The 22,444-nt window shown below is 72.3% G+C and carries 22 protein-coding genes; 11 read left to right on the top strand and 11 right to left on the bottom strand.

The window, feature by feature from the left end; all coding sequences use genetic code 11:
• Positions 1-29: 29 nt before the first annotated feature.
• Together ACTWJ9_RS10625 and ACTWJ9_RS10620 are read right to left on the bottom strand one after the other, a co-directional pair.
• Positions 30-638 carry a DUF1003 domain-containing protein gene (locus ACTWJ9_RS10625; protein ID WP_279333994.1) on the bottom strand — a complete coding sequence of 203 codons (609 nt, stop codon included), beginning with the start codon at positions 636-638 and terminating at the stop codon, positions 30-32.
• On the bottom strand, positions 635-2,011 hold the full coding sequence (locus ACTWJ9_RS10620) for a magnesium transporter MgtE N-terminal domain-containing protein (RefSeq protein WP_279333993.1): 1,377 nt from the start codon (positions 2,009-2,011) through the stop codon (positions 635-637). The genes ACTWJ9_RS10625 and ACTWJ9_RS10620 overlap by 4 nt, the downstream gene beginning before the upstream one ends.
• 259 nt (positions 2,012-2,270) lie before the next feature.
• Here ACTWJ9_RS10620 and ACTWJ9_RS10615 point away from each other — a divergent pair, with 259 nt between their 5' ends.
• Positions 2,271-3,053 carry a hypothetical protein gene (locus ACTWJ9_RS10615; protein WP_387038548.1) on the top strand — a complete coding sequence of 261 codons (783 nt, stop codon included), beginning with the start codon at positions 2,271-2,273 and terminating at the stop codon, positions 3,051-3,053.
• Between the two features lie 12 nt (positions 3,054-3,065).
• Here ACTWJ9_RS10615 and ACTWJ9_RS10610 read toward each other — a convergent pair whose 3' ends face one another.
• Both ACTWJ9_RS10610 and ACTWJ9_RS10605 read right to left on the bottom strand, forming a co-directional pair.
• Positions 3,066-3,596 carry a hypothetical protein gene (locus tag ACTWJ9_RS10610; RefSeq protein ID WP_279333991.1) on the bottom strand — a complete coding sequence of 177 codons (531 nt, stop codon included), beginning with the start codon at positions 3,594-3,596 and terminating at the stop codon, positions 3,066-3,068.
• Between the two features lie 94 nt (positions 3,597-3,690).
• A complete protein-coding gene (locus ACTWJ9_RS10605) occupies positions 3,691-4,809 on the bottom strand; it encodes a magnesium and cobalt transport protein CorA (protein ID WP_279333990.1) in 1,119 nt (372 codons plus the stop codon).
• A gap of 606 nt (positions 4,810-5,415) precedes the next feature.
• Between ACTWJ9_RS10605 and ACTWJ9_RS10600 the strand changes: the two genes are divergently transcribed.
• The 4 genes from ACTWJ9_RS10600 (at position 5,416) to ACTWJ9_RS10585 (ending at position 8,541) form a co-directional block, all read left to right on the top strand.
• On the top strand, positions 5,416-6,000 hold the full coding sequence (locus ACTWJ9_RS10600) for a suppressor of fused domain protein (RefSeq protein WP_279333989.1): 585 nt from the start codon (positions 5,416-5,418) through the stop codon (positions 5,998-6,000).
• Positions 6,001-6,203: 203 nt separating this feature from the next.
• On the top strand, positions 6,204-6,851 hold the full coding sequence (locus ACTWJ9_RS10595) for a DUF6758 family protein (protein WP_384205608.1): 648 nt from the start codon (positions 6,204-6,206) through the stop codon (positions 6,849-6,851).
• A gap of 132 nt (positions 6,852-6,983) precedes the next feature.
• Entirely contained in the window at positions 6,984-7,841 is an 858-nt protein-coding gene (locus ACTWJ9_RS10590) for a PHP domain-containing protein (protein WP_279333987.1), read from the top strand.
• 94 nt (positions 7,842-7,935) lie between these two features.
• Positions 7,936-8,541 carry a MarC family protein gene (locus ACTWJ9_RS10585; RefSeq protein ID WP_279333986.1) on the top strand — a complete coding sequence of 202 codons (606 nt, stop codon included), beginning with the start codon at positions 7,936-7,938 and terminating at the stop codon, positions 8,539-8,541.
• A gap of 24 nt (positions 8,542-8,565) precedes the next feature.
• Here ACTWJ9_RS10585 and ACTWJ9_RS10580 read toward each other — a convergent pair whose 3' ends face one another.
• Complete coding sequence (locus ACTWJ9_RS10580; protein ID WP_279333985.1) at positions 8,566-8,718, bottom strand: hypothetical protein; 153 nt, start codon at positions 8,716-8,718, stop codon at positions 8,566-8,568.
• Between the two features lie 236 nt (positions 8,719-8,954).
• Here ACTWJ9_RS10580 and ACTWJ9_RS10575 point away from each other — a divergent pair, with 236 nt between their 5' ends.
• The gene (locus ACTWJ9_RS10575) at positions 8,955-9,848 is read left to right on the top strand and encodes an NYN domain-containing protein (RefSeq protein WP_279333984.1); all 894 of its coding nucleotides are present in this window, start codon (positions 8,955-8,957) and stop codon (positions 9,846-9,848) included.
• Here ACTWJ9_RS10575 and ACTWJ9_RS10570 read toward each other — a convergent pair.
• The gene (locus tag ACTWJ9_RS10570; RefSeq protein ID WP_279333983.1) at positions 9,845-10,807 is read right to left on the bottom strand and encodes an alpha/beta fold hydrolase; all 963 of its coding nucleotides are present in this window, start codon (positions 10,805-10,807) and stop codon (positions 9,845-9,847) included. The genes ACTWJ9_RS10575 and ACTWJ9_RS10570 overlap by 4 nt on opposite strands.
• Before the next feature lie 85 nt (positions 10,808-10,892).
• Complete coding sequence (locus ACTWJ9_RS10565; protein ID WP_387038552.1) at positions 10,893-13,118, bottom strand: DEAD/DEAH box helicase; 2,226 nt, start codon at positions 13,116-13,118, stop codon at positions 10,893-10,895.
• A 487-nt stretch (positions 13,119-13,605) separates the two neighbouring features.
• On the opposite strand from ACTWJ9_RS10565, the gene ACTWJ9_RS10560 reads away from it, so the two are divergent.
• Positions 13,606-14,361, top strand: a complete 756-nt coding sequence (locus ACTWJ9_RS10560; protein WP_279333981.1) for a ferritin-like fold-containing protein — start codon at positions 13,606-13,608, stop codon at positions 14,359-14,361.
• A gap of 43 nt (positions 14,362-14,404) precedes the next feature.
• Here ACTWJ9_RS10560 and ACTWJ9_RS10555 read toward each other — a convergent pair whose 3' ends face one another.
• The 4 genes from ACTWJ9_RS10555 to ACTWJ9_RS10540 all read right to left on the bottom strand — a co-directional run bounded on the left by ACTWJ9_RS10555 (position 14,405) and on the right by ACTWJ9_RS10540 (position 16,498).
• Complete coding sequence (locus ACTWJ9_RS10555; protein ID WP_279333980.1) at positions 14,405-14,674, bottom strand: hypothetical protein; 270 nt, start codon at positions 14,672-14,674, stop codon at positions 14,405-14,407.
• 336 nt (positions 14,675-15,010) lie between these two features.
• Positions 15,011-15,238 carry a DUF3107 domain-containing protein gene (locus ACTWJ9_RS10550; RefSeq protein WP_279333979.1) on the bottom strand — a complete coding sequence of 76 codons (228 nt, stop codon included), beginning with the start codon at positions 15,236-15,238 and terminating at the stop codon, positions 15,011-15,013.
• Between the two features lie 166 nt (positions 15,239-15,404).
• Entirely contained in the window at positions 15,405-16,049 is a 645-nt protein-coding gene (locus tag ACTWJ9_RS10545; RefSeq protein WP_279333978.1) for a TetR/AcrR family transcriptional regulator, read from the bottom strand.
• A gap of 221 nt (positions 16,050-16,270) precedes the next feature.
• Positions 16,271-16,498, bottom strand: coding sequence for a hypothetical protein (locus ACTWJ9_RS10540; RefSeq protein WP_279333977.1), 228 nt, complete (start codon positions 16,496-16,498; stop codon positions 16,271-16,273).
• Positions 16,499-16,721: 223 nt separating this feature from the next.
• Here ACTWJ9_RS10540 and ACTWJ9_RS10535 point away from each other — a divergent pair, with 223 nt between their 5' ends.
• The 4 genes from ACTWJ9_RS10535 (at position 16,722) to ACTWJ9_RS10520 (ending at position 22,443) form a co-directional block, all read left to right on the top strand.
• Positions 16,722-17,795, top strand: a complete 1,074-nt coding sequence (locus ACTWJ9_RS10535) for an alpha/beta fold hydrolase (protein WP_279333976.1) — start codon at positions 16,722-16,724, stop codon at positions 17,793-17,795.
• An 8-nt stretch (positions 17,796-17,803) separates the two neighbouring features.
• Positions 17,804-19,324: a DUF3152 domain-containing protein gene (locus tag ACTWJ9_RS10530; protein ID WP_279333975.1), complete on the top strand. Its 1,521-nt coding sequence runs from the start codon at positions 17,804-17,806 to the stop codon at positions 19,322-19,324.
• A gap of 225 nt (positions 19,325-19,549) precedes the next feature.
• Positions 19,550-21,298, top strand: coding sequence for a DUF3492 domain-containing protein (locus ACTWJ9_RS10525; RefSeq protein ID WP_387038560.1), 1,749 nt, complete (start codon positions 19,550-19,552; stop codon positions 21,296-21,298).
• On the top strand, positions 21,295-22,443 hold the full coding sequence (locus tag ACTWJ9_RS10520; RefSeq protein ID WP_279333973.1) for a hypothetical protein: 1,149 nt from the start codon (positions 21,295-21,297) through the stop codon (positions 22,441-22,443). Before ACTWJ9_RS10525 ends, ACTWJ9_RS10520 begins: the two co-directional genes overlap by 4 nt.
• Position 22,444 lies beyond the last annotated feature (1 nt).

Raw genomic sequence — 22,444 nt, 5'->3', positions numbered from 1 at the left:
GGCGCCCGGTACATTCCCCGGTAAGCCCGTCAGTGGTCGTCTGCGTCACGTCCCGGAGGCCGCTGCGCCCGCATCGCGGGAAATGAGCCGTGGTGGTCCCGGTGTCCGTTGTGGCGTTCCTCCAGATCCTTCACCACGTCCTGCAGTTCCGAGCGGATCCAGTCCCGCGTCGCGACCTCCCCGAGCCCGATCCGCAGCGCGGCGATCTCCCGGGTCAGGTACTCGGTGTCCGCGATCGACCGCTCGTTCTGTTTGCGGTCCTGCTCCAGGTTGACCCGGTCGCGGTCGTCCTGCCTGTTCTGCGCGAGCAGGATCAGCGGGGCCGCGTACGAGGCCTGGAGGGACAGCACCAGGGTCAGGAAGATGAACGGGTACTCGTCGAAGCGCAGTTCCTTCGGCGCGGACACGTTCCACAGCAGCCACACGATGATGACGACCGTCATCCAGACGATGAACCGCCCGGTGCCCAGGAAACGCGCGATCCGTTCCGACAGCCGCCCGAAGGCCTCCGGGTCCCACTCGGGCAGGAGCCGGCGCCGAGGGGCGCGCGGCTGGTCCAGCCGCGGCGTACGCGGGCGCCCGGCGGCCGTGGCGCCCGCCGGCAGACGCTCGCGCCCGCCCTCTCGCTCAGGAGTCACCGGTCACCACCCCCCTCGGCGTCCTCGCGGTCCTCGGCGGCCCTGCCGTTCGTGTCGTCGGTGTCGCGCGCGTCGCTGTCGCTGTCGTAGCCGGCGTTGTCGTCGCCGTTGTCGTCGTCCAGATGGAACTCGGTCTCCCGCCAGTCCTCGGGCAGCATGTGGTCCAGTACGTCGTCCACCGTCACCGCGCCCAGCAGCGCGCCCGCCTCGTCCACCACGGGCGCCGCCACCATGTCGTACGTGGCGAAGAACCCGGCGATCACGGGGAGCGCCGCGTCCGGCTCCAGCGGCTGCAGGTCGTCGTCGAGGATCGAGCCGACCAGGGTGTACGGAGGGTCGCGCAGCAGGCGCTGGAAGTGGACCGTGCCCAGGTACTTGCCGGTCGGGGTCTCCTCCGGCGGTCGGCAGACGTAGACCTGGGCCGCGTGCGCCGGTGACAGATCGGGGTTGCGGATGCGGGCCAGCGCGTCGGCGACGGTCGCGTCGGGCCTCAGCACGATCGGCTCGGTCGTCATCAGACCGCCCGCGGTGTGCTCCTCGTACGACATCAGGCGCCGCATGTCGGCCGCGTCGGCGGGCTGCATCAGGTCGAGCAGCCGCTCCTTGTCCGCCTCGGGCAGTTCGGAGAGCAGATCGGCGGCGTCATCGGGGTCCATGGCCTCCAGGACGTCGGCGGCGCGCTCCTCCTTCAGCTTGCCGAGGATCTCCACCTGGTCGTCCTCGGGAAGCTCCTCCAGCACGTCCGCCAGGCGGTCGACGTCCAGGGCGGCGGCGACCTCGGCGCGGCGCTTGGGGGAGAGGTGGTGCAGGACGTTGGCCAGGTCGGCGGGGCGCAGCTGCTCGAAGGTGGCCAGCAGGTTCTCGGCGCCCTGTCCCTTCTCCTCCAGGGAGAAACCGGTGACCGCGGACCATTCGACGGTCAGTGTCTCCCCCTTGCCGCGCCGAAACGTTCCGCCCTTCTTGCCCTTGCGGACGAACACCCGGTCGATCTCCCATTCCCGACGGGCCGGCAGCTGATGCACCGACAGGTCGAGGACGGTGACCTCCTCACCGGTCTCCACCAGCGTCACCCTGCGGTCCAGGAGCTCACCGAAGACGAGCCGCTCGGTGGGCCGCTGCTCGAAGCGCCGGACGTTGAGCACACCGGTGGTGATGACCTGACCGGACTGCACGGCGGTCACCCGGTTCATGGGCAGGAAGATGCGGCGCCGGGTGGGGAGTTCGACCACCAGACCGAGCAGCCTCGGTGGACGCCGGCCGACCCGCAGCATGACGACCAGGTCGCGCACGCGCCCCACCTGGTCGCCGGCCGGATCGAAGGCGGCGACACCGGAGAGGTGCGAGACGAAGAACCGGGGGGCGCCCGCTGCCATGGCGGCGGCTCCTTTTCCTACGGGGTCGTGCCGTGCGTGATGCTGCTTGCTCTGTTCCTGTCCCTTTCCGTTCTCTTTCCGTTCCGTTCCCTTTCCGTCTTCGGTGCCCGGATGCCCTGCTCAAGCGGGTTTCAGGCTAGCCCGTCCTGATCGTCGGTGCCCGAGGGCCGGTCCGGACGGACTGCCTCCGCCGGGGTGCTGCGGCCCCGGTAATCTGCGGTACGCCGTTCAGGTCCCCATCAGAGAGGCAGCGCAACCTGTGACTCCGATCTCCCAGGGCCGGTCCCGCACCGCCGCGCTGGCGCGTGCCGTGTGCGTGCTGCTCGTGACCGGAATGACGCTCACGGGATGCTCCGAGGAAGTGGACCCGAACGAGGGCACCAACGGTGTCGGCAGACTGACCGCCGCCGAGATCCAGAAGAGAACCCTGGCGGCCGCCACCTCGGTCGAGACCGTGCGGCTGCACGGAAGCGTGGTCACCAGCGGGAGCACCTACAAGCTCGACATGCGGCTCAAACCCGAGGGCGGCATCGGTTCGGTCACCGCCGGAGAGCAGACGTTCAGGCTGCTGAAGGTCGACGACGAGCTCTTCCTGAAGGCCGACGCGGAGTTCTGGGCGAACGGCAAGGGCGACAAGAACGCCGCGGAGGGCGAGGGCGAGGGCGGCGCGTCGGACACGGCGGCGGCCGGCAAGCTCGCCGAGAAGTACGTGAAGGTGCCGGAGGGCGACCCGTCGTACAAGAAGTTCATCGGCTTCGCGGACAAGGATGTACTCCTCGGCGCCCTGCTGACCCTGCACGGCAAGCTGGCCACGGACGGCCACCACGAGCAGGGGGGCGTCCGGTGCATCCGCATCGCGGGCGACCAGGGCTCCGGCGGCACCCTGGACGTCTCCCTGGAGGGCAAGCCGTATCCGCTGCGCCTGGTGCGGGCCGGCGAGGCGGGCACCCTCACCTTCTCGGCCTGGGGCAGTGACTTCGCCCTGGAGAAACCGGCCCAGAGCGAGACCCTGGACTACGGCGGACAGCTCCCGGCCTCATAGCCGGGGCAGGCCCTAACGGCGCTTCTTCGAGCCCCGCCGGCCCGCCAGCAGCCGGGGCAGGCCCGCGGGGAGCGGACGCCGGGTCGTCACCGGGGTCTGCAGCGGGGGCCCGGCCAGCGAGCCGTCGGGCAACGGCGCCGTCGCCCCGGTCGGCTCCAGACGCAGGACGCGGCACTCACGGGCCCAGCGCTCCGTCATCGCCTCGCCGTCGGGTGCGTTGAGGCGCTTGCCCTTGAGCACGGCGACCGCCGCGTCCCACTCCTCGGAGCCGGGCGGCAGCTCCACGACCTTCGCGGCCCAGGAGACCAGCCGACCGCCCTTGTCCTTGCTGCGTACCGTCACCTCGGCCGACACCCCGTCGGCCAGCCCCGGCAGCGGCTGCTCCCCGGGCCCGTCGCCGACCAGGCACATCGCGTCCTCGTGCCACACGTGCCACAGCGGCCGGGCCGGGGCGCCGGGCCCCTCGACCCAGACGAGGCCGGACTTCTTCGTGGCCTCCTCGATGAGGGCCCGGTCGAACAGCGCACTGGTCGCACTTGTCATGGGCCCCAGCCTATCCAGGGCCCGCCCGGGGGCAGGGCTTCTCCCGGAGCCGGACGTTCCCTCGGGGCCGGACGTTCCCCCCGGGGCCGGCCGTTCAGAGCCAGCCGTTGCGCTTCAGCATGCGGTGGATGCCCAGACAGAGGGCCACCGTGACGCCGAGGACGAGCGGATAGCCGTACTTCCAGTGGGTCTCCGGCATGTAGTCGAAGTTCATGCCGTACACCCCGCAGACCATCGTCGGCACGGCGATGATGGCGGCCCACGAGGTGATCTTGCGCATGTCCTCGTTCTGCGCCACGGACGCCTGCGCGAGATTGGCCTGGAGGATGGAGTTGAGCAGCTCGTCGAAGCCGATCACCTGCTCGTGCACCCGGGCCACGTGGTCGGCGACGTCCCGGAAGTACTTCTGGATCTCCGGGTCGACCAGCCGCATCGGCCGCTCGCTGAGCAACTGCATGGGCCGCAGCAGTGGCGACACCGCCCGCTTGAACTCCAGTACCTCGCGCTTGAGTTGGTAGATCCGGCCGGCGTCCGTGCCGCGCGGGGTGCCGCCCCGGCCCGGCGAGAACACCTCCGTCTCCACCTCGTCGATGTCGTCCTGCACCGCGTCGGCGACCGCGAGGTAGCCGTCGACGACATGGTCGGCGATGGCGTGCAGGACGGCCGAGGGGCCCTTGGCCAGCAGTTCGGGGTCCTCCTGGAGGCGGTGCCGCAGGGCCCGCAGGGAGCCCTGGCCGCCGTGCCGGACGGTGATGAAGAAGTCCCGGCCGGTGAAGCACATCACCTCGCCGGTCTCGACGACCTCGCTGCTGGAGCTGAGCCGGTCGTGGTCGAGGTAGTGGATGGTCTTGAAGACCGTGAAGAGCGAGTCGTCGTAGCGCTCCAGCTTGGGCCGCTGATGGGCCTGGACCGCGTCCTCCACGGCCAGCGGATGCAGCCCGAACTCGCGTGCGATACCCGCGAATTCGTCCTCGGTCGGCTCGTGCAGGCCGATCCACACGAAGCCCGCGTCACGGCGCACCAGGCGCATGGCCTCCGGTGGGGTGAGCGGGCTCTCGGTGGCCACGCGCCGGCCGTCGCGGTAGATGGCGCAGTCGACGACCGCGGTGGTCGTCGCCGGATCGCGGGTGCTGTCGTAGGGGGCGCTGCTCTCCTTGCGCGGCGAGACACGGGAGGGGCGGACCACGGCGCGCAGGTCGCGGATCATCGACAAGGCGGGCTCCTTCGCGGAACGGGCAACGAAAGGCGCCGGTACGACGGGTGGAACCACCCGGAATGAGGACGTCCTGACCAGGGATTCTCCCTGCCTCGGAGAAGAGTTGAGGCGCAGGATGTTTGGCACGTCCACAAAGCGGGGAGCACCGAACCGTCGCGGTGGCGAGTTCCGTCGCTGATACAGCTGCTGGGGCAGATCAGGCACAACGAAACGAGATGCTCTTCCGGTGAAGACGCGATGGTGAGGGGTGGCAGCCGGTACGGAGTGGCTGCGTCAGCGAGTGGAAGAGCGGGTGCTACTGCACGGTCGACTTCGGTCCATGCCAGCCCCACCTCCTCCGGCCGGTCCCTCGTGAGGGACGATCCTCATCCCCTGAGGGGATTCAGGGGAGTCCCCCGCGGGGGGAAGCGTCACATCGGGGTTCGGGACGCGGACCGACTCTCCCAGCGCACTGAGGCGACGCCCTGAGGTGAGGCCCTCAAGGCCTGGGCGGTGCCTGGGCGGCCTCCTGCGTGCTGCCCCGAACCACCGGGCCAGGGTAGCAGCCGACCGATGTGTCAAGGCGCCGCTTCGCCTGCTACCGGCGAGTTCTATGCTCGCCGTATGGCTGATGTTCTTCCTCTGGTCGAGGCCCGGTTGCGTACGACTCTGGGCGAACCGGACGCACGCGCGGCGGTCACCTTCCTGGGTACGGACCGCTTCGAGGTGCTGCGTTTCCGCGAGGGAGGCATCGTGCGCTACGCCACCCTCGGCATGTCCGCGCAGCCCATGGCCGACCCCACGGCGGTGGTCGCGGACCCCGTCGCGGGCCCGCGCGTGGAGCTGCTGCTGTCCGTACGGGACGGTCTCGCCGACACCGACAAGGTGCTCCGTCCGCTCGCCGTGCTCGCGGCGTCCCCGCAGGTCGAGGGCGTGGTCGTGGCCCCCGGCGCCTCCCTCGACGTCGGTGAACCGCTGTGGCCCGGGGCCCCGTTCACCTCGGTGCTGGTGGCCGAGCCGGGCGGTCTGGTGGAGGACCTGGAGCTCGACGAGCCCCTGGATCCCGTACGGTTCCTGCCGCTGCTGCCGATGACTCCGAACGAGGCGGCCTGGAAGCGGGTGCACGGCGCCCAGGCGCTCCAGGAGCGCTGGCTGGCCCGGGGCACGGACCTGCGGCATCCCGCCCGCGCCTCCGTCTCGCTGGAGTGAGCAAGCTCACCCCGCTCCTCCTCGCCAACTGGCCGCTTCCTGGACGACGTTGACGGGAGGGCTCAGAGTGTCGTCCGGGCCGGTGGGCCGGAGCGGACGACCGGACGGGCCGAGCGGGGAGTGTCCGGTTCCGGGTGACCGGTTCGGTCCGGACGGGTGATCGTCCTTGACGTGAGGGTGCCGGGGTAGGACCGTGGGGCCCTATGAGGGGCGAACCCAGTTGCCCGAAGTGTGGTGGCCGGGTCAGGGCTCCCGGCCTCTTCTCCGATGCGTGGCAGTGTGATGTGCACGGTGTGGTGCATCCGGTCCAGCCCGTGATACCGCCGAGCGTCGACGCCCTCAACGTCGTCGTGCGGCGCACCCGGGTGCCGGTGTGGATGCCGTGGCCGCTGCCGGTGGGCTGGCTGTTCACCGGTGTGGCCTCGGCGGGTGACGACCGCAGCGGCGGCCGGGCCACCGCCGTCGCCTGCACCGGGCCCGGACCGCTCGGCGGCATGGGTGAACTCGTCCTCGTGGCCGAGGAACTCGGCGTCGGGCTGGGTGCGCGGTACGCGGGCGTCGACGGCCCGGACCCCGGCCCGTATCTGAACGTCGAGAAGCCCGCCGAGACCAAGGTGCTGGCCGCCGGCCGGCCGACCCCGCTCTGGCACGTCTCCAAGGCGCCGGACGACCGGGCGGTCTTCGCGGGCGAGGCGCTCGGGATGTGGCTGTGGGCGGTGCTCTGGCCCGAGCAGTCCGGGCTCCTGATGTACGACGAACTGGTCCTCACCGACCTCCGGGACGCCGGGGCCGAGGTGGGACTGGTGCCCTGCGGGGCGCTGTCACCGCGGCTGATGGAGACGAGACCGTAGGTCCTCGCGCGGTGGGAGCGCGGTGGGATGCGGTAGGGGGCGCAGGGCGGGTTCGGGTGTGACCGGGGTGTCCGGAAATACGGTTATCCTGAGGCGTCCCTGTCCGTCGGCCACCGCTTGGAGGAACGCGTCGTGCGTATCGATCTGCACACCCACTCCACCGCGTCCGACGGCACGGACTCCCCGGCCGGTCTGGTCCGCAAGGCCGCCGCTGCGGGTCTCGACGTCGTCGCGCTGACCGACCACGACACCACCCGCGGTCACGCCGAGGCCCTCGCCGCGCTCCCTGCGGGGCTCACGCTGGTGACCGGCGCCGAGCTCTCCTGCCGGCTCGACGGTATCGGCATGCACATGCTGGCCTACCTCTTCGACCCCGCGGAGCCGGCCCTGCTCGCCGAGCGCGAGCTGGTCCGGGACGACCGGGTGCCGCGGGCCCGGGGCATGGTCGCCAAGCTGAACGCCCTGGGTGTGCCCGTCACCTGGGAGCAGATCACGCGGATCGCCGGCGACGGCTCGGTGGGCCGCCCGCACGTGGCCACCGCACTCGTCGAACTGGGCGTGGTGGCGAGCGTGAGCGACGCGTTCACCCCGCAGTGGCTGGCCGACGGCGGCCGGGCCCACATGGAGAAGCACGAGACGGACCCCTTCGAGGCGCTCCGGCTGATCAAGGGCGCGGGCGGGGTCGCGGTGTTCGCCCACCCGGCCGCCGCCAAGCGCGGCCGGACCGTACCGGAGTCCGCGCTGGCCGCGCTGGCCGAGGCCGGCCTCGACGGCATCGAGGTCGACCACATGGATCACGACCCCGAGACCAGGGCGCGACTGCGCGGCCTCGCGAAGGAACTGGGACTGCTGGTGACCGGGTCCAGCGACTACCACGGCAGCCGGAAGAGCTGCGAGCTCGGCGAGTTCACGACGGACCCCGAGGTGTACGGCGAGATCACGCGGCGCGCGACCGGCGCGTTCCCGGTGCCGGGGGCCGGCGGAGCCTGAGTCCCACGCCCACTCGCCCCACTCGTTCCTCCGGCTCGTTCATCGGGCTCTTCCCTCGAGCGCTCCGCGCTCGCTCGTTCTCAGCAAGGCACTCATGTTCGACGTCGCCGTCTTCGGCTCCCTTTTCCTGACCCTTTTCGTCATCATGGATCCCCCGGGGATCACCCCGATCTTCCTGGCCCTGACCGCGGGGCGGCCCGCCAAGGTGCAGAGGCGGATGGCCTTCCAGGCGGTCTGCGTGGCCGGTGGGGTGATCGTCCTGTTCGGGCTGGTCGGGCAGCAGATCCTCGACTACCTGCACGTGTCCGTACCGGCGCTGATGATCGCGGGCGGGCTGCTGCTCCTGCTGATCGCGCTCGACCTGCTCACTGGCAAGACCGACGAGCCCCAGCAGACCAAGGACGTCAACGTCGCGCTGGTCCCGCTCGGCATGCCGCTGCTGGCCGGTCCCGGAGCGATCGTTTCGGTCATCCTCGCCGTGCAGGAGGCGGACGGCACGACCGCCCAGGTGTCGGTGTGGGCGGCGATCCTCGCCGTCCACGTCGTGCTGTGGCTGGTCATGCGGTACTCGCTGCTGATCATCCGGGTCATCAAGGACGGCGGGGTGGTCCTGGTGACGCGCCTCGCGGGCATGATGCTCTCCGCGATCGCCGTGCAGCAGATCATCAACGGGGTCACACAGGTGATCCAGGGCGGCTGACCGTCCCGGGGTGCACGTCCCGCGTCATGGAGCGGGTGTGCCGGCCGGGCGGATCCACAGGCGCTGCCCGATGGCGGCGGCCTGCTGGACGATACGGTTGACGGAGGCGGCCTCCACCACGGTGCTGTCCACGGCGGTGCCGTCGATGTCGTCGAGTCGCATGATCTCGAAGTGCAAGCACTTCTCCCTTCATTGGCCGTCCTCCCGAGGGAGGACGACGGGGTGGACGGCCACGGGCCGGACCGGCTCGTGTGCCGTCAGTAATAAACGAGTGAAATCCGCAGAACATTCCCTACGTCAAGGGAATAATTCGATCGACCGCGGGCTGATCGGGCACCGACGGATGGGTGTTTCGAAGGGGACCGACCGGGACCGGTTGTGTTCGCACAGTGACCGCCAGGACAATAGAGATGATGAACGATGACCTCGCGGAGCTGAACTCCCGTATCGACCGCACGAACGAGCTGCTGCAGCGCATGCTCGCCGAGGTGGCGAAGACGCCCTCGACACACGCGATCTTCGTCGACGCCGGCTACCTGTACGCGGCGGCGGGGCGGCTGGTGGCCGGGACGGAGGACCGCAGGGCCTTCGACCTCGACGCCGAGGGATTCATCGACGCGCTCATCGACCGGGCCCGCACCATCTTCGCGGACAGCAGGCTGCTGCGCGTCTACTGGTACGACGGGGCCCGGCGCCGCATCCACACCGCCGAGCAGCAGACCATCGCGGAGCTCCCCGACGTCAAGGTCCGCCTCGGCAACCTCAACGCCAACAACCAGCAGAAGGGCGTCGACTCCCTGATCCGCTCCGACCTGGAGTCACTGGCCCGGTACCGCGCCATCAGCGACGCGGCCCTGCTGGGCGGTGACGAGGACCTGGTCCCGGCGGTCGAGGCCGCCCAGGGGTACGGCGCCCGCGTCCACCTCTGGGGCATCGAGGCCCCCGAGGGGCGCAACCAGGCCGAGCCCCTGCTCTGGGAGGTCGACAGCCAGCGCACCTTCGAACTCGACTTCTTCAAGCCGTACGTCTCCCGGCGCACGGCCCCCGCGTACGAGCCCGCGACAGGCCGGCCCACCCGCGAGGACGTCCGTTTCGTCGGTGCGCAGATCGCCGCGAAGTGGCTCGCCGAACGGGGCCGGGACACGCTGGTGGAACTGCTGCCCGGCCACCCCTACCTGCCCGGCTCGGTCGACCAGGACCTGCTGGTGGAGGCCGAGGGCCTGCTGCAGTACTCCCTGCGCGGCCAGGCGGACCTGAGACGCGCGCTGCGCGACGGCTTCTGGTCCCACCTCCAGGCGCAGTACTAGACGGCACGCCCCGGCCCGTGCCGGCCGTGGTGCGGGGTGTCGTCGCCGTCGTCGTGGAGCCGGTCCCAGAACGCGGCGAGGGCGTGTGCCGTGGGCGCGGGCCGGTCGACGTTGGGGGAGTGCTCGGCGCCGGCGACGACCGTGCGGTGCGCGTTCAGCCGTACGGCCATGGCGTCCAGGTCCGGCACCGGCCAGGTGTCGTCGTGCGCACCCGACAGCACATGGAACGGCAGTGGCACGGCGGCGAGTTCGGCGACCCGGTCCGGCTCCGTACACAACTGCCGGCCGGTGGCCAGTAGTTGTGCAGGCCTGGTGGCCAACCAGCGGCGGCGCAGGTGCTCCTGGCCACCGAGCCCACGGGCGGGGCCGCCGACCTCCTCCGGCGGGCCCATGGCCAGGATCGCCTCCCAGCACTGCGCCATCGACATCCGGTCGAGCGCCTCCCGCAGCAGCTTCACGCGCTGCTCCTGGGAGACCGAGATCCGGGCGGGGCCCGACGAGATCAGGGTGAGCGAACGGAACGGGGAGTGGTCCTCGAGCACGGCCGCACGGGCGATCTGGCCGCCGAGCGAGTGCCCGACGAGGTGCAGCGGCGCAGCCGCGCCGAGCGCCTCCGCCTGCGCGAGCACATCCTGCGCCAACTCGGCCTGGGCATAAGCGGATTCGTCGTCAGCGGGGCCGTCCGACTCGTACTGTCCCCGCCCGTCCACGGCGATGCTGCGGTATCCGTGTGCGGCGAGCGGCCCGTGCAGCAGCGTGAAGTCCTCCTTGCTGCCCGTGAACCCGGGCAGTGCCAGCACGACCCCCTTCGGCTGGGCCCCGTCGGCCGGTGGCACGTCGACGACGGCGAACTCCCCACGGGACGTGCGAAGCCGGTACGCCCGCGCGCCGGTGGGTGGGGCGGAGGCTGGGGCCGGGGTCGGAGGGGGAACGGAAGCGGGGGTGGGGTGGCTGGTCACGGGGTGAGGGTAGCGGGCAGCAGGGGCCGGCCGACGCCGACGGCCCGGCCCCACGGGTGGGGGACCGGGCCGTCGGTGTGGTGCGTCAGGCCTCCGTGGGCTCCGCGGTGGCCGGGGCGGCGGTCTTGCGGGTGCGGCGGACCCGGGGCTTAGCCTCGGCCGTCTCCGCCTCCGGCACGGCCTGCGCCGGGATGCCGGTCGCGGTCGTACCGGCCTCGGTGGCCGCGGCGGTCTTGCGGGTGCGGCGACGCGGCTTGGGCTCGGCGGCCTCGACGGCTTCAGCGGTGTCGAGCACGGTCGCGGCGGCTGCCGTCTTCCGGGTGCGCCGGGGCTTGACCTCGGCCGTGGCGTCCACCGCGGCCTCCGGCTCCTGCACGGCGGTGGCCGCCTTGCGGGTGCGGCGCGGCTTGACCTCGGCGGCCTCGGCCGTGTCCACGCCCGTCTCGGCCGGGGCGGCGGTCTTGCGGGTGCGGCGGACCCGGGGCTTCGCCTCGGCGGTCTCCGCCTCCGCCTCCGGGGCGGTCTGCGCCGGGATGCCGGTCGCGGTCGTACCGGCCTCGGTGGTCGCGGCGGCGGCCGTCTTCCGCGTCCTGGTGCGCCGGGGCTTCGTCCCGGTCGCCTCCGCGGCGGATTCGGTGGCCTCCTCGACGGTGTCCACCACTGCCTCGGCCGCAGGGGCCGTGGCAGCCGTGGCCTTGCGGGTCCGGCGGCGGCGCGGCGCTGCCGGCGCCTCCGGAGCGTCTTCGACCGCGCTGCCCTCGACCGCGCTGCCCTCGACCGTCGCGACAGCCGACTCGGCGGGATCGACGTGCTCGGCGGCGGACTCGGCGGACCGCGCGGGCCCGGTGGACTCGACCGCGGTCACCGGGGCGGTCGTCGCCTCGGAGGCCGCCCCACCACGCGTACGGCGCCGACGGCGCGGGGTGCGGGGTGCCGTACCGGTGTCGGCCTCATCGGTGCCCTCGACGGCCGGGGCCGCCGGCTGCGCCGATTCGTCCAGCGGGGCACCACCGCGCGTACGGCGCCGGCGGCGCGGCGTACGGGCCGGACGCTCACGCTCGGAGTCACCCCGACCGTTCCGGTCGTTCCGCTCGCTCCGGGCACCGCGACCGCCGCGCGGACCACGGCCGCCCGGCTCACCCAGGTCCTCCAGCTCCTCCGCGTCGAGCCCGGCACGGGTGCGCTCCGAGCGCGGCAGGACACCCTTCGTCCCCTCGGGGATGCCGAGGTCGGTGAACAGGTGCGGGGAGGTGGAGTACGTCTCCGGCGGGTCGCTGAAGCCCAGGTCCAGTGCCTTGTCGATCAGCTGCCAGCGCGGGATGTCGTCCCAGTCGACCAGGGTGATCGCCGTACCCTTCGCCCCCGCGCGGCCCGTCCGGCCGATGCGGTGCAGATACGTCTTCTCGTCCTCGGGTGACTGGTAGTTGATGACGTGCGTCACCCCCTCGACGTCGATGCCGCGGGCGGCGACGTCGGTGCAGACGAGCACGTCCACCTTGCCGTTGCGGAAGGCGCGCAGCGCCTGCTCACGGGCGCCCTGGCCGAGGTCGCCGTGGACCGCGCCGGAGGCGAAGCCGCGCTGCCCCAGCTGGTCGGCGAGGTCGGCGGCGGTGCGCTTGGTGCGGCAGAAGACCATGACCAGCCCCCGGCCGTCGGCCTGCAGTATCCGCGAGACCATCTCGGGCTTGTCCATGTTGTGCGCGCGGTAGACGAACTGCGTGGTGTTCGCGACCGTCGCGCCCTCGTCGTCCGGCGCGGTGGCGCGGATGTGCGTGGGCTGCGACATGTAGCGGCGGGCCAGCCCGATGACCGCGCCCGGCATGGTGGCCGAGAACAGCATGGTCTGGCGGCGCGCCGGAAGCAGGTTGATGATCTTCTCGACGTCGGGCAGGAAGCCCAGGTCGAGCATCTCGTCGGCCTCGTCGAGGACGAGGGCCTTGACGTGCTTCAGGTTCAGCTTCTTCTGCCCCGCCAGGTCGAGCAGCCGGCCCGGGGTGCCGACGATCACGTCGACGCCCTTCTTCAGGGCCTCGACCTGGGGCTCGTAGGCCCGGCCGCCGTAGATCGCGGTGACGCGTACGTTGCGCACCTTGCCGGCGGTCAGCAGGTCGTTGGTGACCTGCGTGCACAGCTCGCGGGTGGGGACGACGACCAGCGCCTGCGGGGTGTCGGTGAGGTCCTCGGGCTTCGCGCGCCCGGCCTCCACGTCCGCCGGGACGGTCACGCGCTCGAGGAGCGGAAGGCCGAAGCCGAGCGTCTTTCCGGTGCCGGTCTTGGCCTGGCCGATGACGTCCGTGCCCGACAGGGCCACGGGGAGCGTCAGTTCCTGGATGGGGAAGGGGGTGGTGATGCCGACGGCTTCCAGGGCTTCGGCGGTCTCGGGGAGGATCCCGAGCTCTCGGAACGTAGTCAGGGTGCTGCCTCTTCTGTGTACGCGGTGCGAGGCGAGCGCGGGGGTCGTCTATGGACCGTGCCGGGGACGTCGGCTGCCTTACGGGAATGCCGTAGGGCACGGGACCACTACCGACGCTCTAGCGCTCGTACCGCTGAGGGTCCCTCCGATCGTCGTACGCACTGTGCCGTACGGTCAGGGAGAGCGGTCGGGGCGGAGCCGATCGGGCCTCCGACCGGGCATCCTCATACATACGCCCCGTCGAACACGACAAAGTATTCGGCAGGCGCATTACCACCATACCCCGAATTCGCGCACACGCCATGGCCGATTTGGCCACGTAGTCGTCGTCACACCTGTTGACCAGCACCTTCCGGCCCTCGATCAGCGGGCTATTGTGCGGTTTATGACGAGCTCTGACAAGCCTGACCCCGCCGAGGACACCCCCGACACCCCGGCCGCACCCACCGGCATCGCCGCCCTGGACTGGACGGCCGCCTCCGCCGAGCCGCAGTACCGCGCCGCCGTCGTGGATCTGCTCGGCGCGCTCGCGTACGGAGAGCTCGCGGCGTTCGAGCGGCTCGCGGAAGACGCCAAGCTGGCTCCCACGCTGGCGGACAAGGCGGAACTGGCCAAGATGGCGTCGGCCGAGTTCCACCACTTCGAGCGGCTGCGCGACCGGCTGGCCGAGATCGGCGAGGAGCCGACTGCCGCCATGGAGCCGTTCGTCGCCGCGTACGAGGGCTTCCACAAGCAGACGGCGCCCTCCGGCTGGCTCGAAGGGCTCGTCAAGGCCTACGTGGGCGACTCCATCGCCAGTGACTTCTACCGGGAGGTCGCGGTCCGGCTGGACTCCGACACCCGGGCGCTGATGCTGACCGTGCTCGACGACACCGGGCACGGCGGCTTCGCCGTGGAGAAGGTGCGCTCGGCGATCGACGCGGACCCGCGCCTGGGCGGACGGCTCGCGCTGTGGGCACGCCGGCTGATGGGTGAGGCGCTGTCCCAGTCGCAGCGGGTGGTGGCCGACCGGGACGCGCTGTCGACGATGCTCGTCGGCGGTGTCGCGGACGGCTTCGACCTCGCGGAGGTCGGCAGGATGTTCTCCCGGATCACCGAGGCCCACACCAAGCGGATGGCCGCCCTGGGGCTGGCGGCCTGAGGGAGCCGCCCCGGTCAGCTCCCGTGCCGACGTCGGCGGCCGGTCAGGCGGTCGCCGACCGGCCGCGGAGTCTGCCCGCGGGACGCAGCAGCAGCGACATCGAGGCCACGGAGACGATCGCGGCGCCGGACAGGACCGTCAGCGGGCCGCCCGCGTCCAGCGCGCTGTGGGTGATCAGCGCGCCGAAGACGGCCCCGGCCACGCCCGTCGGCAGGACCAGCGCGCGGGCGGGGAGGCGGTGCGGGAGACGGCGCGTGGCCGCCCAGGCCAGGGCCAGGCCGAGGATCGCTGAGCTGAGCGTTTCCAAGAACATGTCGGGGGTCCCTCCCACATGGCCGGCCTGAGCGCATCGGTCGTAGCCCGACTTACCCCTGACCTGCGAAACCCAACCCTCCTCTGTACGCGACCTGTGCTCCATCGGTGAAGGGCGGGGCGGCGGGAGGCGGCGGGGAAGAAGGCTGGCGACGCCGGGGGGAACGGCAAGGGGAGAAGGGCCGAACGGGTAACGGTGCGGGAAGGGCCGAGAGGTGCCGGGAGGCGCCGAGAGGTACCGAGGAGAGTCCGGGAAGGGCCGAGAGGGACACGGAAGGGCCCGGCGGTGTCGAGAATCCGAGACCGCCGGGCCCTTCCGCTGTCTGCCGGTCGTCGCCTACAGCGCGCCGAAGCCCACTTTGCGCGGGGCCGGCTCACCGATCTCGATATACGCGAGACGGTCGGCCGGGACCAGGACCTTGCGGCCGTGCTCGTCCACGAGAGTCAGCAGCTGCGACTTTCCGGCCAGCGCCTCGGCCACCACGCGCTCGACCTCCTCGGCGCTCTGACCGCTCTCCAGAACGATCTCGCGGGGCGCGTGCTGCACGCCGATCTTGACCTCCACGGCTATGTCCCTCCGACGGTCAGTGAAGTGCGCGACCTTCCGCGCCGTACCCAGCACACATTAGCCCGGTGAGGGGATGTGCACGCTCAGCCCCCGCAACGCCAGGAGCGAACAGCCGAGGGGAACAAAATGCTCCCCGTTCACCCGGCGACGCCCCCGGGAGCCGTCAGAACTGCTGCTCGTTGCCGTGCAGCGGGAATCCGGCGATGCCCCGCCAGGCCAGCGAGGCCAGCAACTGCACCGCCTGGTCGCGGGGCACGGTGCGGTCGCTGTGCAGCCAGGACCGCGCCACCACCTGGGCCAGACCGCCCAGCCCCGAGGCGAGCAGCATCGACTCCTCGCGCGACAGGCCGGTGTCCTCGGCGATGACGTCGCAGATCGCCTCGGCGCAGTCGTTGGTGACCCGGTCGACGCGCTCGCGCACCGCGGGCTCGTTCGTCAGGTCCGACTCGAAGACCAGGCGGAAGGCCCCGCCGTCGTCCTCCACGTACGCGAAGTAGGCGTCCATGGTCGCCCGTACGCGCTGCTTGTTGTCGTTCGTCGACGCGAGCGCGTGGCGCACCGACTGGATCAGCGCCTCGCAGTGCTGGTCCAGCAGGGCCAGGTAGAGATCGAGTTTGCCCGGGAAGTGCTGGTAGAGCACCGGCTTGCTGACGCCCGCACGCTCGGCGATGTCGTCCATCGCCGCCGCGTGGTAGCCCTGCGCGACGAATACTTCCTGGGCGGCGCCCAGCAACTGGTTCCGTCGGGCACGGCGCGGCAGGCGTGTGCCCCTCGGGCGCACGGCCTCTGTCTGCTCGATGGCTGTCACGCCGCCTCCCCTTCTCGTCCACGTGCGGTGTGAGCCGCGCCGCCATCGTACTTTTCGGTAACCGTGGTGTGCGCGCTGAGGGCGCAGAATTTCACGGACCGGACTGTGGTGAAAGAGTCACGGACCGTTTCAAAGCCTGACAATGAGGGCAGGATGGGACCTCCCTCCCGGACGGTGCCGCCTTGTTCCGGCACTGTCGCCTTCACCGGTGGTCGTCACTTTCACCGGTAGTCCTCCTCGTGGAGGGAGACGACCCTGGCCTGCTCGGCCAGGTCCGCCTCGTTGGCGCGGTCGGCGTCGGCTCCGGTCAGCGGGTCGTCGCGGTCCTGCTCGAGGTCCGCGCGCTGCTCGGCCGCGTCGACCTCGGGTGCCTCGACGTCGTACTCCTGGTCCTCGAGAGCGTCCTCGGTTTCCTCGAACGTCTCGGGGTCGGTGGGATCTATGGCCATGGCTGGGCTCCCTTCCTATGGACGTCCCCGGAAAATGCGGGGCCACGTACGGGTGCCCTCGGTATGAGCCTAGGAGACACCCGATCCGGGCGCTATGCGATCCGCGATCGGGTTGTGACACGGTGCGCACAGTCGGGGCCCGCGGTGGCCGGCCGATGTCCGGAGCTTCCCCTGTGATCGCGAACACACGAGTTCCCGTGTGATCGTCTCGTAACATTGCGGCATGTCCTCGACCGACCTGCCGTCCGTGCCGCCCGCGACCGTGCTGCCCAGGGTGGCCGCCGTCAGGGTCGCGGAGGGCGAGCGCCTCAGATCGGTCGAACTGCCCGGCGTCACCCTGTCGGTGCGGTCGAGGCCCCCCGCACGTGAGGGCCTGCCGGCCGCGCTCCACATCCACGGGCTGGGAGGATCGTCGCAGAACTGGTCGGCGTTGATGCCGCACCTGGACGACGTCGTCGACAGCGAGGCGGTCGACCTTCCGGGCTTCGGCGACTCGCCGCCCCCGGACGACGGCAACTACTCGATCTCGGCGCACGCGCGCGCGGTGATCCGCTATCTCGACTCTTCCGGGCGCGGCTCCGTCCACCTCTTCGGCAACTCGCTGGGTGGCGCGGTCGCCACCCGCGTCGCCGCGGTACGCCCCGACCTCGTCCGCACGCTCACGCTGGTGTCACCGGCCCTGCCCGAGCTGCGGGTGCAGCGCACCGCGGTGCCCACGGGACTGCTGGCGGTGCCCGGAGTCGCCCGGCTCTTCACCCGGATCACCCAGGAGTGGTCGGCGGAGCAGCGCGTCCGCGGCGTCGTCGCCCTCTGCTACGGGGACCCCGCGCAGGTGTCGCCGGAGGCGTTCGGCAACGCCGTGCAGGAGATGGAGCGGCGACTGCGGCTGCCGTACTTCTGGGACGCCATGGCGCGCTCCGCGCGGGGACTCGTCAACGCGTACACCCTGGGTGGTCAGCACGGTCTGTGGCGCCAGGCCGAGCGGGTGCTCGCGCCGACGCTGCTGCTGTACGGCGGCCGGGACCAACTCGTCGGCTTCCGCATGGCCGGGCGCGCGGCCCGTGCGTTCCGCGACTCCAGACTGGTCACCCTGCCCGACGCGGGGCACGTGGCGATGATGGAATACCCCGAGGTCGTGGCCGCTGCTTTCCGTGAACTCCTCGCGGATGCAACGGATTCAGCGGTCAAGGGGGATACTTTGGAGCCAGGCGCGAAGGGCGCTTCGGGCTCGGCCGCCGGCACCGCTGCGGACGAGGCCGCCGACGGCGGGGCCACCGCCGAGAACCTGAGGGGCTGAGGCACCAGGTGGGACGCCACAGCCGTCGCGGACCCGCCCCCAAGGGGGGCGCCGCGGATCCGGCGGCACGTGCCGACCGGAGGTCCCGGGGCGGCCGGGGCAGTGACGGCCGGGGAGGAGCCCGCCCGGACGGCCTGGTTCCGCCGAGCCGTGGAGCGCCGGACCACGGTCCGCCCGCGGGGTACGGGCCTCCTGTTCACGGGGCGCCACGTCTGCCGGACGGGTGGCTCCCGGACGGGACACCCGCGCCCGGAGTGCCGCGCATGCCCGACGGCACCCCCGTCCACGGCGTTCCGCGCGTCCGTGATGGCGGGCATCCCGAGCAGCGGGAACCCGGCGGTGGCTGGGGCGAGTTGAGGGGGCCGCACCCGGGAGCCGGGTATCCCGGGTACCCGGGGCATCCCGGGCCGGCCGACGGGGGCGTGTCCCTGCCGCGACAGCGCCAGGCGCCTTTCGAGGGGCCGTGGGAAGCGCGGGGTCCGCGCGGACCCCGCGATCCGCGCGGACCGCGACAGGACTACCTCGACGCCTTCGGCGAGGAGGGCGGCCTCTTCACGCCCCGCGACCCGGCCCACCGGACCTTCGCGACGGACTCCGCGTACGCGACGGACCCCTACGCCGCCGTCACCGGTGGGGACACCGCGTCGGCAGCCCGTGCCCCGGCCGACCGTGACGACGCGTCACCCGCCGGAGCGCCGGCGGAGACCAAGGGCGCCAAGGGGCGCGCGTTCACCGGGATCGCGGCCGCCGCCGTGACCACCGTGCTGGCCGTCGTCGTGGCGGGCCAGGTCGCCGACGAACCCGACGCCGCCGCCGACGACGTACAGGCGCAGTCCGCCATCGACCAGTCGGCGCGCGACATCCGGGACTCCGGCTCGCGCGGGGCCGGGCGGGACGAGGCCTCGGAGGCGCCGTCCGACGCCGTGCCGTTGACGTACGAGCAGAAGATGGAGAAGAAGTACCCGATCGCCGACTCCCTCGCGGGTTCGGGGAAGTTCGACGCGATCCCCGGGATCGACAAGGCGCGGGGCACGGGGCAGAAGCTCACCTACCGCGTCGATGTGGAGCAGGGGCTCGGCCTCGACGGCGAACTCTTCGCCGAGGCGGTGCGGCGGACGCTCGACGACAACCGCAGCTGGTCGCACAACGGCGCCCGTGCCTTCGAGCGCATCCACTCGGGCCGCCCCGACTTCGTCATCACGCTCGCCAGCCCCGGGACGACCGCCGACTGGTGCGCCAGGTCCGGACTCGACACCACGGTGGACAACGTCTCCTGCGACTCGGCGGCCACCGAGCGCGTGATGATCAACGCGTTCCGGTGGGCGCAGGGCGCCGAGACGTACGGCGAGGAGCTTCTCGCCTACCGGCAGATGCTGATCAACCACGAGATCGGCCACCGCCTGGGGTACAACCACCTCACCTGCGACAAGGACGGCGATCTGGCCCCGGTCATGCAGCAGCAGACCAAGTTCCTCGACCACGGCGGAATCAGCTGCCGGCCGAACCCCTGGCCCTATCCGAAGGGCTGACGCCCCGGCCAGGCACGCCGGTCGCGTCCGGCGCCGGTCGATCGCACATCTGATCGCATAGCGCGACCGAACGCGTCCCGTGCGGGAAAGTTACGACCGTTCACCCCTTTTGATGGTGCGACGGACAACCGTCCATCACACCCCCACCTTGTCCGCATACGTTCGTCCCGCTGCGAGCCGTCGGACCAACGGCGGCTCCCCATACGGGAGATCGGGGGTGCACTCGTGCGCATCGGACTGCTTACGGAGGGTGGCTATCCGTATGTGGGCGGTGACGCCGGACTCTGGTGCGACCGTCTCGTGCGCGGACTCGGGCACCACGAGTTCGACGTCTACGCGTTCAGCCGCAGCCAGGCCCAGGAAGACGCCGGCTGGGTACCGCTGCCGCCGCAGGTCACCAGGGTGCGCACCGCGCCGCTGTGGACGACCGAGGACGACGGGGTGGTGCACGGCAGGCGCGCGCGCCGGCGATTCACCGAGCACTACGGCGAACTCGCCGCCGTGCTCAGCGCGGCGGACCCCGCGGCGACCCGCGCCCCGGCCGAGGCGGACCGTTTCGCCCACGCTCTGTACGGCCTCGCCGAACTGGCCCACGACGAGGGCGGTCTCGACGCCGCCCTCCGCTCCGAGACCGCCGTACGCATCCTGGAACGCGCCTGTCGCGCGCCCCGCGTGCTGCGCGCCGCGCGGGAGGCCCGGGTACCGGACCTGCTGACCGTGGCCGCCCGTCTGCAGCACGCCCTGCGCCCCCTCTCGCTCGACTGGTACGAGGAGGACGGGCTCGGCGCGGTCGACCTGTGTCACGCCGCCTCCGGCGGCACGGCCGCCCTGCCGGGCCTGCTCGCCGGACACTTCTTCGACGTCCCCCTGCTGGTGACCGAGTACGGCGTGCGGCTGCGCACGCACTACCTGACCCGCCCGGACGCCCCACCGGCGGTCCGGTCCCTGCTCGCGGCCTTCCACGGCCGGCTCGCCGCCGAGACCTACCGGCGGGCCGCGTTCGTCACCCCGGGCAACACCCACGCCCGTCGCTGGCAGGAACGCTGCGGTGCCGACCGGGCGAGGATCCGCACCGTCCACCCCGGAATGGACGCCACGCCCTTCGTGGAGGCGGAGGAGTCCCCGGAGCACGCGAACCCGGACACCCTCGTGTGGACCGGCCGGGTGGAGCCCGCCAAGGACCTGGTCTCCCTGCTGCACGCGTTCTCCGGCATCCGCGCCGAGGTGCCCGGAGCCCGCCTGCGGATCATCGGCGGACCGGCCGGCCCGGTGGGCGCCGCCTACCTGGAGCACTGCCGGGCGTTGGCCGCGCGCCTCTTCCCGGGCGGAGCCGAGGGCGGCCCGCACCCCGCCGGCACCGGTCCGGTGTCCTTCGAGGAGATCGGCGGCCCGGAACCCGCCGTCCGGGCCGAGGCGTACGCCTCGGGCGCCGTGATCGTCCTGTCGAGTGTCGTCGAGGGGTTCCCGGACGGTCTCGTCGAGGCGATGCTCTCCGCCCGCGCGACGGTGTCCACGGACGTCGGCGCGGTGGTCGAGGTCATCGGCGGAACCGGTCTCGTCGTACCGCCCCGCGACCCGCGGGCGCTCGCCGAGGCATGCGTCGCGCTGCTGCGCGACCCCGAGCGCCGGGCGCGCCTCGGCGCCGCCGCGCGCGCCCGCGCACTCGAACTGTTCACCGTCGAGCAGAACGTCGCCGCGTTCCACGACCTGTACCTGGAGATCGCGGCGCACAGCCCGGTCCACCGCGTCCTGCTGAACGACACCGGTGACCCCCTGCCCTTCGCCACCCCCGCCGAGGTCCACGTCCCCGTCGACCGGACCGGCCCCGCCTCCCGCCCGCCGTTCCGCACCGCCCCCGCCTGGGCCACCGGCACCCCCGAGCGGGCCACGGACGTCCTGAGGCCGCCCACCCCGGCGTCGGCCACCCCGGTGCCGGCCACTCCACTGGTCCCCGCGACGGAGGCGGCACGATGACCGGACTCGACGAACTGGACCGGGACCCGGCCCGGCCCGCCGCCACCCGCCCGGGCACCGCCGACCCCGTGAAGGCGCTGCTGCACCGCCACCGAGAGCTGTGCGAACGTGCCGTGGACCCCCTGGAGATCGCGGCGGGCCTGGAGGCGCACGGCGTCACCGACCGGACCGCCGCACGCTTCCGGCACCGGGACGTCTTCTCCCTCGCGGAGGAGCTGTACGCCCGGATCCCCCGCGACCACGACGCCCCCGGCCCCTCCGCCACCGCCGCCCCCGAGATCCGCGTCGGCTGGATCGCCCTCACGCTGCTCCCCGGGGCCCTCGGTGTGGCGTCGGTGACCGCCCTGCGCCTCACCCACGGCCAGACCCGCCTCTACGCGGTCGCCGTGGGCGTGCTCGCCGTCGCCCTGGCCGCACGCGCGGTCCTGCGCCGGGGCCCGCTCGGCGCCGCCCGCCCACCCGCCCCCGGTACGGCGACGTGGACCTGCTGGCTCATCGGCTACGCCGTCCTGGGCGACGGCCTGCTCCACACCGCGATCGCCGGTGGCCCCGACGGCCCGCCCACCGGCGCCGTCGACGGAGACTGGCCGCTCACCGTCGCCCCGGTCCTGGCGCTCACCCTGGCCTGCGCTCCCGGCGCCTGGGGCGCGGGCCTGTTCACCGCACGGGCCCGCCGCGGACTCGCGACCAGCCGAGGCCTCGAAGACTTCACCGCCTCGGTCCGCCCCCTGCTGTTCGGCGTCCTCGCACTGTTCCTGTGTGCTCTGGCCGTTCTCCTCTCCCTCTGCGCCACGGCCCTGGACGAGCCCTTCACCCCCTTCGAGGTGCTCTCCCTGGGCGCCCTCCTCTTCCTGGCCCGCCTCCTCGCCCTCCACGGCTTCACCCGTGCCCCGAAGGTGGTCCTCGTCGCCGCCGTCCTGGCCCAGGCAGCCGCCCCGGCCACGGTCTTCGCGGCCCGCCTCCCCGGCTGCGGCGCGCTGGCCACCCCCGTGGAAAGCCTGGTCGCAGCCTGGGGTCCCGCCGCGGTCCCCGCCCTCACCTGTGGCGCGGCGGCCCTGACCCTCCTGATCCACGCAACCCGCACACTCCCCCGAGCCTCGGCGCACGTCCGGCCGCAGGCACCCCTGCAAGGAGATCCCACATGAC

Source organism: Streptomyces sp. GDS52 (genome assembly GCF_052246875.1).
GTDB lineage: Bacteria > Actinomycetota > Actinomycetes > Streptomycetales > Streptomycetaceae > Streptomyces > Streptomyces cathayae.
The sequence above is the reverse complement of the archived record's forward strand: the minus strand, read 5'-3'. Positions and strand labels throughout refer to the sequence as shown.

What these genes read in the sequence shown, in the direction of transcription:
- ACTWJ9_RS10620 (WP_279333993.1), bottom strand. Translation starts at nt 2,011, where the DNA reads ATGGCAGCGGGCGCCCCCCGGTTCTTCGTCTCGCACCTCTCCGGTGTC.
- ACTWJ9_RS10540 (WP_279333977.1), bottom strand. Translation starts at nt 16,498, where the DNA reads ATGGCCATAGATCCCACCGACCCCGAGACGTTCGAGGAAACCGAGGAC.
- ACTWJ9_RS10520 (WP_279333973.1), top strand. Translation starts at nt 21,295, where the DNA reads ATGACCGGACTCGACGAACTGGACCGGGACCCGGCCCGGCCCGCCGCC.
- ACTWJ9_RS10595 (WP_384205608.1), top strand. Translation starts at nt 6,204, where the DNA reads ATGAGGGGCGAACCCAGTTGCCCGAAGTGTGGTGGCCGGGTCAGGGCT.
- ACTWJ9_RS10560 (WP_279333981.1), top strand. Translation starts at nt 13,606, where the DNA reads ATGACGAGCTCTGACAAGCCTGACCCCGCCGAGGACACCCCCGACACC.
- ACTWJ9_RS10555 (WP_279333980.1), bottom strand. Translation starts at nt 14,674, where the DNA reads ATGTTCTTGGAAACGCTCAGCTCAGCGATCCTCGGCCTGGCCCTGGCC.
- ACTWJ9_RS10585 (WP_279333986.1), top strand. Translation starts at nt 7,936, where the DNA reads ATGTTCGACGTCGCCGTCTTCGGCTCCCTTTTCCTGACCCTTTTCGTC.
- ACTWJ9_RS10575 (WP_279333984.1), top strand. Translation starts at nt 8,955, where the DNA reads ATGAACGATGACCTCGCGGAGCTGAACTCCCGTATCGACCGCACGAAC.
- ACTWJ9_RS10610 (WP_279333991.1), bottom strand. Translation starts at nt 3,596, where the DNA reads ATGACAAGTGCGACCAGTGCGCTGTTCGACCGGGCCCTCATCGAGGAG.
- ACTWJ9_RS10535 (WP_279333976.1), top strand. Translation starts at nt 16,722, where the DNA reads ATGTCCTCGACCGACCTGCCGTCCGTGCCGCCCGCGACCGTGCTGCCC.
- ACTWJ9_RS10600 (WP_279333989.1), top strand. Translation starts at nt 5,416, where the DNA reads ATGGCTGATGTTCTTCCTCTGGTCGAGGCCCGGTTGCGTACGACTCTG.